Source organism: Rhizobacter sp., from assembly GCF_046595475.1.
In the GTDB taxonomy this organism is placed as follows: Bacteria; Pseudomonadota; Gammaproteobacteria; order Burkholderiales; family Burkholderiaceae_C; genus Rhizobacter.
The window spans coordinates 19,176-31,005 of record NZ_JBKJOQ010000083.1 but is presented as its reverse complement, the minus strand read 5'-3'; the positions used below and the strand labels follow the sequence as shown (position 1 = coordinate 31,005).

General features: G+C 67.1%; 10 protein-coding genes. 7 read left to right on the top strand and 3 right to left on the bottom strand.

What is annotated here, in order from left to right; translation table 11 throughout:
* Window positions 1-491: RNA-binding regulator (rbp, locus tag AC30QB_RS14305; RefSeq protein WP_489546902.1), on the bottom strand; the 491-nt coding region annotated here is incomplete at its 3' end.
* A gap of 245 nt (window positions 492-736) precedes the next feature.
* Between rbp and AC30QB_RS14300 the strand changes: the two genes are divergently transcribed.
* From AC30QB_RS14300 to AC30QB_RS14280, 5 genes are all read left to right on the top strand, one after another.
* Complete coding sequence (locus AC30QB_RS14300) at window positions 737-1,504, top strand: helical backbone metal receptor (protein WP_489546901.1); 768 nt, start codon at window positions 737-739, stop codon at window positions 1,502-1,504.
* 12 nt (window positions 1,505-1,516) lie between these two features.
* Complete coding sequence (locus tag AC30QB_RS14295) at window positions 1,517-2,155, top strand: MarC family protein (RefSeq protein ID WP_489546900.1); 639 nt, start codon at window positions 1,517-1,519, stop codon at window positions 2,153-2,155.
* An 85-nt stretch (window positions 2,156-2,240) separates the two neighbouring features.
* Entirely contained in the window at window positions 2,241-3,605 is a 1,365-nt protein-coding gene (gene creD / locus AC30QB_RS14290) for a cell envelope integrity protein CreD (protein WP_489546899.1), read from the top strand.
* Between the two features lie 55 nt (window positions 3,606-3,660).
* Entirely contained in the window at window positions 3,661-5,316 is a 1,656-nt protein-coding gene (locus AC30QB_RS14285) for a GMC family oxidoreductase (RefSeq protein ID WP_489546898.1), read from the top strand.
* The gene (locus AC30QB_RS14280; protein WP_489546897.1) at window positions 5,313-7,601 is read left to right on the top strand and encodes a putative bifunctional diguanylate cyclase/phosphodiesterase; all 2,289 of its coding nucleotides are present in this window, start codon (window positions 5,313-5,315) and stop codon (window positions 7,599-7,601) included. Before AC30QB_RS14285 ends, AC30QB_RS14280 begins: the two co-directional genes overlap by 4 nt.
* Before the next feature lie 39 nt (window positions 7,602-7,640).
* Here the strand turns inward: AC30QB_RS14280 and AC30QB_RS14275 are convergent, their stop codons facing one another.
* Both AC30QB_RS14275 and AC30QB_RS14270 read right to left on the bottom strand, forming a co-directional pair.
* Window positions 7,641-8,672: an isocitrate/isopropylmalate dehydrogenase family protein gene (locus tag AC30QB_RS14275; protein WP_489546896.1), complete on the bottom strand. Its 1,032-nt coding sequence runs from the start codon at window positions 8,670-8,672 to the stop codon at window positions 7,641-7,643.
* An 85-nt stretch (window positions 8,673-8,757) separates the two neighbouring features.
* On the bottom strand, window positions 8,758-9,285 hold the full coding sequence (locus AC30QB_RS14270) for an RNA polymerase sigma factor (protein WP_489546895.1): 528 nt from the start codon (window positions 9,283-9,285) through the stop codon (window positions 8,758-8,760).
* A gap of 149 nt (window positions 9,286-9,434) precedes the next feature.
* On the opposite strand from AC30QB_RS14270, the gene AC30QB_RS14265 reads away from it, so the two are divergent.
* Both AC30QB_RS14265 and AC30QB_RS14260 read left to right on the top strand, forming a co-directional pair.
* Window positions 9,435-10,148 (top strand): response regulator transcription factor, encoded by a 714-nt coding sequence (locus tag AC30QB_RS14265; protein WP_489546894.1) that lies wholly within the window; start codon window positions 9,435-9,437, stop codon window positions 10,146-10,148.
* A gap of 112 nt (window positions 10,149-10,260) precedes the next feature.
* Complete coding sequence (locus AC30QB_RS14260) at window positions 10,261-11,760, top strand: sensor histidine kinase (protein ID WP_489546893.1); 1,500 nt, start codon at window positions 10,261-10,263, stop codon at window positions 11,758-11,760.
* Window positions 11,761-11,830: the final 70 nt, after the last annotated feature.

Here is an 11,830-nt window from a genome sequence, read left to right as displayed (position 1 = left end):
TACCTGCCGCCACCACCACCGGAGCGCCCACCGCCACCCCCCCCGTAGCCGCCGCCACCACCACCACCGGAGCGGCCACCGCCGCCACCGCCGTAGCCGCCACCACCACCACCGGAGCTGCCACCACCACCAAAGCCGCCGCCGCCGGAGCGGCCACCGCCACCACCACCACCACCGAAGCCGCCACCACCACCACCGGAGCGGCCACCGCCACCACCGCCGCCGAAGCCACCCGGACGCTCTTCGCGCGGGCGGGCTTCGTTGACGACCAGCGCGCGGCCGTCGAGGGCCTGGCCATTCATGCCGTTGATGGCCGATTGGGCCTCGGCGTCAGAGCCCATTTCCACGAAGCCGAAGCCCTTGGAGCGGCCGGTGTCGCGGTCCATCATCACCTTGGCAGATGAGACAGTGCCGAACTGTGCGAATGCTTGTTGGAGATCCTCGTCGCGAACGCTGTAGGCGAGGTTGCCGACGTAAAGTTTATTGCCCATGGAGAGCGCCTTTCTTCAGAGAACAAATGTGGAGCTTCTACCTATCCTGAACCATTCAAGCGAAGGCGCTGCATCCATACCGGGAAATTCCATTATCAAGTAATTGCGCAAAGCGGTGCAAATAGTGGAAAGCCCTGCAATACGACCGACTTGAAAGTGTTGTTTTCGGGGAAGGGCATTTGAGCGTCGGGTATCGATATGCGCCATCCCTATGATGGCAAGGCCCCACTTGCCGCTTTGGCCCCATGAACGTGCGCATCGCCAGCCTGGTCCCAAGCCTTACCGAATTGGTGGTCGAACTGGGTTTGGCTGATCGCCTGGTGGCGCGAACGGGCTTTTGCATACACCCGGCACCCCAATTGCGTCATGTTCCCAAAGTGGGCGGCACCAAAGACGTCAATCTCACCAAATTGCGACGGCTGGCCCCCACCCATGTGCTGCTCAATGTGGATGAAAACCGCCTCGATACCGCCCAGGCGCTTCAGTCCTGGAATGCCGAAATCGTCGTCACCCACCCTTGTGGCCCTGAAGACAACCTGGCCTTGGTCGACCAATTGGCCAAAACGTTTGCCGGCCAGCCGGGGGTGGCCGAGCGGGCACGGGCCCTGCGCGCGGCCCTGACCGAAGAGCTTGCGCTCACGCAAGCCGCCGGTCGCCCGGAGCGCCGCGTGCTTTATCTGATCTGGCACGACCCGTGGATGACGGTTGCACGCGACACCTACCTCTCGCGCATGCTCGCGCGCATTCGGTGGTGCACCGAGCCCGCCATCGACGGCGGGCCGCACGGCGCTGCGCGCTACCCCGCCTTGCGTGGCGACGAGCCCTGGCTCGCCGATGTCGAGCGCGTGCTGCTGAGCTCCGAGCCTTTTCACTTCACCGATGAGCACTTGCTGCAGGCGCAGGCGCTGTGCCCGCAGGCGCAAGTGCAGCGCGTGGACGGCGAGCTGCTCAGCTGGTATGGCCCGCGCGCTGTGCCGGGTTTGCGCTATCTGCGTGCGCTCGCAGCGCTCTAGCAAAATCACGGCATGGAAATCTACAAGCCGCTGGTGGCCTTGCTGGCCATCGTGAACCCGATCGGGGTGATCCCGTTCTTCATCCATTTCACCGAAGGCTTCAGCCGCGAGCAACGCCAGCGCACCATCCGCGTGGCCGCTTTCAGCGCCTTCGTGGTGATTGCGGTCAGTGCGGTGGCGGGCCTGAAGATCATCGAGTTCTTTGGCATTTCGCTGGCGTCGTTCCAGGTCGGCGGCGGCACCTTGCTGCTCATCTCGGCGCTGCAAATGCTCAACGCCCAGCCGGCCGAAACGCGCCAGGAAGACGTGACCGAAGGCAACACCAAGGTCGACGCCGGCGACAGCATCGCAGTGGTGCCGCTGACCATCCCGCTGCTTACCGGCCCCGCCACCATTTCCACCATGGTGATCTACGCCGACAAGACGCAGCATTGGTGGGAGATCGCCTTCTTGGTCGGCTACGGCGTGGTGATCGGCCTCGCGGTGTGGGTGGCCTTCAGCGCGTCGGGGCGCATTGCCAGGGTTCTGGGCAAGACCGGCATCAATGTGATGACGCGTTTGATGGGGCTGATCCTGGCCGCGCTTGCGGTCGAGGTGATGTCCGATGGGCTGATCAAGCTCTTCCCGATCCTGGCCAGCACCTTGCGCTGACAAGCGCGCTGGTTCACTTCACGCAGGCTTCATTCGCGCTTCATGGCCCGGGGCGACATTGCGTCGCTTCACCTCTGGAGCCCGCATGAAAATCAACCCCCTCGTCGCCAAAACCTTTGCCGTCCTCGCCATCGTGGGCCTGCTGATGCTGGCGCTGGCACGCATCGGCTACCTCGCTGACGAACGACAGCAACGCTTTCGCGAAGCCGAAGCCAGCGTCGAGCAAAGCCAGGCCGGCCGCCAGGCCTTGCTCGGGCCGGTGCTGCACAGCAGCTGCGTCGAGGAATGGGACGCCGTAAGTGGTGAAGGCAAGGACCGCACTGTCAGCACCGGCCGGCGCGAGTTCAGCCTCAGCGCCACACCGCACCAGCTGAGCGTGGTGGCCAATGTGAACATGGAGCCGCGTTACCGCGGGCTCTTCAAGATCAACACCTACGCTGCCAAGACCACTCTGAAGGCCGATTGGGCGCCGCTCACCGGCCTGCGCCCGGTGGCTGAACACGCGGGCGGCCGCTTGGCCTGCCAGGCCCCGGTGCTGATGGTGGGCGTGAGCGATGCACGCGGTATTCGCCAGGCCCTCGTGCAAGTGGGCAGCGCCAGCCTGCCCGTGGCCGCCGGCACCACACACAAGAGCCACCCGCGTGGCTTCCATGCCGTGCTGCCCGAGGCGCTGCGCCAGCGCGAGCAGCCCCTCAGTGCCGAGGTGACGCTGGAGCTGGTGGGCACCACCGACCTCGCTGTCGCGCCGGTCGCCGACGACACCCGCGTGCAGCTCGACGCCAACTGGCCACACCCGTCGTTCGGCGGCCGCTTCCTGCCGGTGACGCGCGAGGTGCGCGAGAAAAACTTCAGCGCCACCTGGCAGGTTTCGTCGCTGGCCACCACCGCGCCGCTCGACTTCGCTCGCGGCGCCGCGCTCTGCGACAGCGATGCCACTGAGGGCAAGTGCATCGAGTCGTTCAACGTGTCCTTCATCGACCCCGTCAACCCCTACTCGCTGAGCGATCGCGCCATCAAGTACGGCCTGCTCTTCATTGCTTTGACTTTCGTTGCAGTCGGCATGGTCGAGGTGATGCGCCGCCTGCGCGTGCACCCCATTCAGTACCTGTTGGTGGGCAGTGCGCTCAGCATCTTCTTCCTGCTGCTGCTCAGCTTGTCGGAGCATTTGCCGTTTGCCCTCTCGTATGCAGTGGCCAGCATCGCCTGCGTGAGCTTGCTCAGCTTCTATGGCGCCCACCTGCTGCGCGGCTGGCGCGCGGGCCTCGGCTTCGGGGCCGGGGTGGCCGCGCTGTATGGCGCGCTCTATGCGCTGCTGCAGATGGAGCAGACCGCGCTCGTCATCGGCTCGGTGCTGCTGTTCGCTGTGCTGGCAGGCGTCATGACATTGACCCGCCGTGTCGACTGGTACAGCCTCTTGCGCACGCCAGCAACACCTGCTGTTGCCGAGTAGTCGATACCGGGGTTGCGACGGCTAGACTCTGCGGCGAACTGCAGAGTGGCCTTACGTGAAACCTTCGACTTACGACTACATCATCTGCGGCGCCGGCACGGCGGGTTGCCTGCTGGCCAACCGGCTCTCGGCAGACGCCAGTAAGCGCGTGCTGCTGATCGAAGCGGGTGGCAACGACGACTATTTGTGGATCCACATTCCGGTCGGCTACCTCTATTGCATCGGCAACCCGCGCACCGACTGGCTCTACTACACCGACGAAGACCCGGGCTTGAATGGCCGCAAGCTGCGCTACCCGCGCGGCAAGGTGATGGGTGGCAGCTCCAGCATCAACGGCATGATCTACATGCGCGGCCAGGCACGCGACTACGACCACTGGGGCGCGCTCGGCAACGAAGGCTGGAGCTGGCGCGAGTGTCTGCCGGCCTTCATGAAGCACGAAGACTTCCACAAAGGCGCCGACGAGGTGCATGCGGCCCCTGGCTTCGACCCCAAGGGCGAGCGTCAAGGCGGCGAGTGGCGTGTAGAGAAGCAGCGCCTGCGCTGGGACGTGCTCGATGCCTTCGCGCAGGCCGCACAAGAAGCCGGCATTCCTCACAGCAACGATTTCAACCGCGGCGACAACGAAGGCGTGGGCTACTTCGACGTCAACCAGCGCAAAGGCATACGTTGGAACGCGGCCAAGGCGTTTCTGCGGCCAATTCAGGAGCGCGACAACCTGCAAGTCTGGACCGGTGCGCACACTTCGCGTGTGCTGCTGGAAACCGGAAGCGACGGCGCGCCGCGAGCCGTAGGTGTAGAGGTGCTGCCGCACGGAAAGGGCGAGCCCATTCAGGTGAAGGCGCGTGGCGAGGTGATCCTGGCCACCGGCGCCGTGGGCACGCCGCAGATCCTGCAGCTGTCGGGCATAGGCGCGGCGAGCCTGTTGCAGCACCACGGCATTGCCGTGCAGCACCACTTGCCGGGTGTCGGTGGCAATCTGCAAGACCACCTGCAGATTCGCGCGGTGTACAGCGTGCAAGGCGTGAAGACGCTCAACACCCAGGCCAACTCGCTGTGGGGCAAGGCGATGATCGGCCTCGAGTACGCGCTCAAGCGCTCGGGTGCGATGAGCATGGCGCCTTCGCAGCTCGGCGCGTTCACGCGCAGCAGCCCCGACCAGCCGCACCCCAACCTCGAGTACCACGTGCAGCCGCTGTCGCTCGACGCCTTCGGCGAGCCTCTGCACGCCTACAACGCTTTCACCGCCAGCGTGTGCAACCTCAACCCCACGAGCCGCGGGCAGATCCAGATCAAGAGTGCTTCGCCTAACGACGCGCCCAGCATTCGCGCCAACTACCTCAGCACCGAAGCTGACCGCCGCGTGGCCGCCCAGTCGCTGCGCGTCACGCGGCGCATCGTGTCGCAGCCCGCACTGGCGAAGTACCAGCCGCAAGAGGTCAAGCCCGGCGCGCAGTTCCAGAGCGACGACGAGCTGGCCAAGCTGGCCGGTGACATCGGCACCACCATCTTTCACCCGGTGGGCACGGCCAAGATGGGCTCCGAGGCCGACCCGCTGGCCGTGGTCGACGCGCGTCTGCGTGTGCACGGCGTGCGCGGCTTGCGGGTGGTGGACGCGAGCGTCATGCCCACCATCACCAGCGGCAACACCAACGCGCCCACGCTGATGATTGCCGAGCGCGCAGCTGCCTGGATCCTGGCCGGCGAATGAGCGTGCCTGACTTGAATTACCCGCTCGCTTTCAACGCTGCCGTCAACCTGATCGTGGGCATCACGCTGCTGCTGGCGTGGTGGCGCGACGAGCGGCAGGTGTTTTCGCGCGACCTGGGTTGGGCCTACCTGACACAGGTATTCGTGCCTCTGGCCTATGTGGTGTTGCGCCTTCCTTCGCCGGTCGGTCAGGCGATCGGCATGGTCGCGATGACCGTGCTGTCGGCGCTGTACCTCGCGCTCGTGATGTTGGGCAGTGCTCGCCTGGCCGGCTTCTCACCGAAGCGCCTGCACGTGGCCGGGTTGATCGTCGCGCTGCTGCTCACCAGCGCGATGCTGCTGCAAGTGCACCCGCGCCTGGCGCAGTCGGTGGGTGCCGCGCTGCACATCGCTGCCGGCATGGTCGCGCTGGGTTGGCTGTGGCGCCAGGGCGCGGCCGAGCGGCTGGTGGGCCTGCTGCTGATCCTGATTGGCGCCAACCAGTTCACCTTCGTGGTGGCAGGCGCGGCGGGCGTGCCCGTGCAGGCCACCATCGCAGCCGTGCTGCGGCTGACGCTGGGCCTGGCCTTGCTGCATGCGGCCGTGAGCCGGTCGGCTGAAGAGTCGCGCCGCCTGCGTGACCGTTTTCAGCAGCTCACCGAGCGCTCGCACCAGGGCGTTGCTGTGGTGCAGGGCGAAGGGCTCAGCTACGCCAACCCCGCGCTGCTGCGCATCTACGGCCTGTCGTCGCTGGCCGAGGTGAACACGCTGTGGCGCGACGCCACCATGCCCGAGGCCGAGCGCGCAGCGGCGCGCGAGCGCCACCGCCGCATCCTCTCGGGTGAGCTGGTGCAAGCGAGCTGGGACGGCCTGCGCTACCGCTTCGACGGCACGCCCATCCAGCTGCGCTTCACCGCCTGGCGCATCGACTGGGACGGCCGCCCCGCCGAGCAGGTGGTGGTGACCGACGAGACCGCGCAGCACAACGCCACCCAGGCCCTGCTGCACCAGGCCACGCACGACGAGCTCACCGGCCTGCCCAACCGCAGCGCCCTGCTGCACCGCCTGCGCGTGCTGTGCGGCGTGCGCGACAGCGCCTTCGCCCTGGTGCTGCTCGACATCGACCGCTTCAAGCTCTTCAACGAAGCCCACGGCCACTCGGTGGGCGACGAAGTCTTGCGCTCGCTCTCGTCAACCCTGCAGCAGGCGGTGAATGGCGACGCCGAGCTGATGCGCCTGGGCGAAGACGAGTTCGCCCTGCTGTCGCGCACCGCGCACGACGAGACCAGCGCCAATGCGCTGGTGCAGCGCGTGCGCAAGCGCCTGTCGCGTGCGCTCACCGTGCAGTCGCACGAGTTCTATCTTGACGTGTCGATGGGCGTGGCCCTCTACCCCGGCACCACGCGCGACCCTGAGGCCTTGCTGCGTGCGGCCAATGCCGCCATGCACCAGGCCAAGGCCGTGCCCGGCACCTCGCTGCAGTTTGCGCAAGAGCGCTTCGAGCGCGGCTCGGGCGTGGTGCTAGACGCCGAGCAGGCCTTGCGTGCCGGTGTCAGCAACGACGAGTTCCTGCTCTTTTTCCAGCCCAAGGTCGACGCGCACAACGCAGCCTTGGTGGGCTTCGAGGCGCTGGTGCGCTGGGATCGCCCGGGCCTGGGCCGCATCGGGCCCAACGAGTTCATCCCGGCAGCCGAGCGCACCGGGTTGATCGTGCCGCTGGGCCGGCTGATCCTGGCGCAGGCTTGCCAGCAGCTGGCTCGCTGGCGCGACGCCGGCACCACGCTGCTGCCGGTGGCGGTGAACGTGTCGCCGGTGCAGTTGCTAGACCCCGCTTTTCCGGACATGGTGGCCAATACCCTGCGCCAGTACGGCGTGCCGCCCGCGCTGCTCACCTTGGAGATCACCGAGAGCGCTGCAGTCACCCACCTCGACCAAGCGCGTGAGCAGATCCAGCAGCTGCGCGACGAAGGTATAGAGGTGGCGCTAGACGATTTCGGCACCGGCTTCTCGTCGCTCAACATGCTGCGCAGCCTGCCGGTCGGCACGGTCAAGATCGACCGCACCCTGATCGAGCCACTGCCCGGCGTCGAGGCAGCGGCGGTGGTGAAAGCCATTTGCAACCTGGCCGGTGTGCTGCGCCTGGCTGTGGTGGCCGAAGGCATAGAGACCGAAGCCCAGGCGCTGGCCGCGCGCACGGCGGGCTGCGATGTGCTGCAAGGCTCGCTCTACGCCGCGCCGCTTACTGCGGACGAAGCGGCGCAGTGGCTGGCGCGTCAGCCGGTCGCGGCGGCCAAAGCGGAAAAGTGACGAAAGACACCCGCGCCGGCACCTTCCACGCCGGGCGCTTCAGGCTGCCGCTGCCCGCGCCACCAGCGCCTTGGTGTATTCGGCCGTGCTGGCCTTGCCCCCCAGGTCACCGGTGCGCACCTGGTCGATGTTGAGCGTGTCGTCGATGGCGCGGCGCACGCGCTCGGCCATGTCGTGCAGCTTCACGTGGTCGAGCATCATGGCCGCGGCCAGCAGCAAGGCGGTCGGGTTGGCAATGCCCTTGCCCGCGATGTCGGGCGCCGAGCCGTGCACGGCCTCGAAGATGGCCGCGTCGGCGCCGATGTTGGCGCCCGGCGCCATGCCCAGGCCACCCACCAGCCCGGCCACCAGGTCGGACAAGATGTCGCCGAACAGGTTGGTCGTGACCACCACGTCGAACTGGTAGGGGTTCAACACCAGCTTCATGGCGCAGGCGTCGACGATGATGGTTTCCATCGCGATGCGGCCCTTGTACTTCTGCTCGTACAGCTGCTCACCCGTTTCGAGGAAGATGCCCGTCAGCGCCTTCATGATGTTGGCCTTGTGCACGATGGTCACCTTCTTGCGGCCGGTGGCAATCGCGTGCTGGAAGGCGAAGTCCAGCAATCGGCGGCAGCCGGCGCGGGTGTTGATGCCGGTGGCCATGGCCACCGCGTGCGGGTCGTCGTCGATCTGCACGTAGTGCTCGTGGCCGATGTACAGGCCCTCCAGGTTCTCGCGCACGATCACCAGGTCGATGTTGTCGTAGCGCCCGCCCGGGATGATGGTGTGCGCCGGGCGCAGGTTGGCGTAGAGCTTGAACTCTTCACGCAGCCGCACGTTTGACGATCGATAGCCGCTGCCCGAGGGTGTTTCCAGTGGGCCCTTCAGCGCCAGCCGGGTGCGGCGGATGCTGTCGAGCGTGGCGGGTGGCAGCGGGTCGTTGGCCACGGCCACGCCGCGCAGGCCGGCGATCTGGTGATCCCAGACGAAGGGCGCGCCCACGGCGGCCAGCACCGCCAGGGTGGCGTCGACGATCTCGGGGCCTATGCCGTCGCCCGGGATGAGGGTGGCGGGAATGGGCGTGGGCATGGCGGGCCTTTCAGAGGGAATTTGCGGTGAGGATACCGCTGCAAATTCCCTTGCAGATGGCGTGCCAGCGGCGCGCGTCAGCCGCTCAGCTCATCAGCTGCTTGCGCGCCCGGTGCAGCCGCACGAAGAGGTTGTCTTCGCTGATGGCCAGGGTGCTGCACACCGCTTCGGTGGGCTGGTCTTGCAGCACACGCAGCTGCATCACGTCGCGCAGGCCGCTGGGCAGCGCATCGATGCGCGCGAGCATGTGGCGCAGCTGCTCGCGCTGCTCGGCCACCTCGTCGGGCTGCGGTTGGGGGCATTGCATGGCAAGCGTGGCGTCGTCGAGGGCCTGCTCGTCCAGGCTGTCCAGGCCCACGCGGCTGCGCACCAGGTCGACGATCTTGTGTTTCAGGATGGCGGTGAGCCATGAGCGCAGCGCCGCGCGCCCGGCAAAGGCCGCGCGGCCCGAGATCACGGCCTCGAACACGTCGTGCACCACGTCTTCGGCCAGCATGGGGTCGTGCAGCTTGCGCTGGGCAAAGCGCACCAGGTAACCGCGGTGCGACACCATTTCATGCCAAGAGACAGGCATGAAGGAAGGGCTGAAGGCGGCGCTGGCGGTGGCGGTCATGGGGGGCTCCTGCGGGGTTCGCTGGGGTTGCGTTGAGGTTGCGATTCGGTAGGGAGACTGTCGCGGCTACACCTCGCACGAGCGTCACCGAACATCACAGGAAGATCACATTTGCGTAAGAAGGGCGGGTCAGACGCGACAATTCCGCCATGCCCGCCACCATCCTCGTTGCCGAAGACCAGACCGACATCCGCGAGCTGATTGCCCTCAACCTGCGCAACGCCGGCTACCAGGTCATCACGGCCAACGATGGCCCCGCGGCGCTGGCGAGCCAGAACGAGCAGGCCAGCGACCTCTTGATCCTCGATCTGATGATGCCGGGCCTGGACGGTCTGGAGGTGTGCAAAGCTCTGCGCGCGCGCGGCCGCAATACTCCCATCCTGATGCTCACCGCCAAGGCCACCGAGCTCGACCGCGTGCTGGGCCTGGAGCTGGGTGCCGACGACTACCTCACCAAGCCCTTCTCGCTGGCCGAGCTGCTGGCGCGAGTGAAAGCGCTGCTGCGCCGCGCGTCGCTGCTGCAGGCGGCGCAGTCGGGGGCGGCCATGCAACCCGCTGCGTTGCGCAATGGCGACCTGGAGATCTTGCCCGCCAAGCGCCAGGTGCGCTGGCGAGGCGAAGCGCTCGACTTCACCGCGCTCGAGTTCGACCTGCTGCTGCATTTCGCCAGCCACCCGGGGCATGTGTTCTCGCGGGCGCAGTTGCTCAATGCGGTGTGGGGCTATACGCACGATGGCTATGAGCACACGGTGACGACCCACATCAACCGGCTGCGCGCCAAACTGGAGGCCGACCCGATGCGGCCGCAGCTGATCCTGACCGTGCGTGGGGCGGGCTACAAGATGAGAGAGGCGCCCCTGTGAGCATGACAACCCCTCGCCCAACGGGTGCGTTGAGCGATCCCCCGTGGGGATGCGGGCCAGCGTGGGAGCGGCCCGGCGCTCGGCCCCCCGATTCGTTCGCCGACATCCACAGATGAGCGTTCGCCTCAAGATCGCCCTCACCATCTTTGCCACCGGCCTCGTCACCGCCCTGGCGGTGCTGGCCACCGTTGTCTTCGCCTTCCAGCGCTTCGAGCACGAGACCACCTACCAGCGCGCTTCGGCCTTTCTGACCCGCGTGGTGGCCACCTACGACAACCTGTTCGACCTGCACGAGCGCTACCCCGAAGACTTCACCGTTTTCCTGAAGAACCTGGTGCTGTTCGAGCCCGACACCCAGCTCTACCTGCTCGACACCGAGGGCACCGTGCTCGCCAGCACCGGCTCGGTGAAGCTGCCACCCGACTTCAAGGTGGCCATGGGCCCGGTGCGCCAGGCGGTTGCGCCCGGCATGCCCTATGTGATGGGCGACGACCCCGAGCGCATGGACGCCGACGCCATCGTCACCGCCAGGCCGGTGGGCCGCCCGACCATCCGCAGCGCCGACACCGTGGCCGGCTATCTCTACCTCGTTTGCCACAAAGAGGGGCTGCCCGCCAGCCGATGGCAGGCGGCTCGCGTGAGCTTCGCGCGCCCGGCCATGGGCCTCATCGCCGCCATCATGGCGCTCACCACTTTGCTGGCGGCCGTGGTGATCGCATCCGTGACGCGCCCCTTGAAGCGCCTGACCCGCGCGGTGGCGGCCCTGTCGGAAAAGGGGCTGCAAGAGGGCGCAGCCGAAGCGCAGCCGCTGCTGCCCGTGGCCACGCGTGACGAGTTCGGCCAGCTCACCCTGGCCTTTGACGCCATGCTCACCACCTTGCGCCGCCAGTGGGACGCGCTGCGCCGCCTCGACCACTTCCGCCGTGAGGCGGTGAGCAACCTGTCGCACGATCTGCGCTCGCCGCTCACCGCCACCACAGCCTGCCTTGAAACGCTGCAGGCGCGCTGGGCCGGTGACCCCGCGCGCGAAGACGACCAGCGCATGGCCGAGGTGGCGCTGCGCAACACGCGCAATGCCTCGCGCATGGTGCAGTCGCTGGGCGACCTGGCCACGCTCGACGAGCCCACCTTCAAGCTGCGCCTTGAAAGGGTCGACCTGCACGAGTTGCTGGCTGACATTGCCGCGCGCTTCGCCGAGCGCGCCGCCCAGCAAGGCGTGACGCTGGAGGCCCTGCACAGCGAGCAGCCCGTGGGGGCGGCGGTCGATGTTGAGCTGTTCGAGCGCGCCGTCGCCAACCTGGTCGACAACGCGCTCAAGTTTTGCCCCGCGGGGGGGCGTATCACGGTAGAAGCCGAAGCCCAGGGTGGCGAGGTGCTGGTGCGTGTGGGCGACACCGGGCCAGGCATTGCCGAGGCCGACGTGCCCCACCTGTTCGACCGCTTCTACCAGGCGCGCCACACGGTGGCCCCCGCCACGAGCGAAGGGGGCAAGGGCTTGGGCCTGGCCATCGTCAAGCGCATCGTCGAGCTGCACGGGGGCAGCGTGGCCGTGACCAGCGTGCTGACACAAGGCACCGAAGTGGCACTTCGATTGCCCGCGGCGAGGCCCTAAGTTGGCGCAGGAAAACCCCTAGTGTGTGCATGAAGCGAGCGTCCTAAAGTCCGCCCACTCGCGGTTGGCA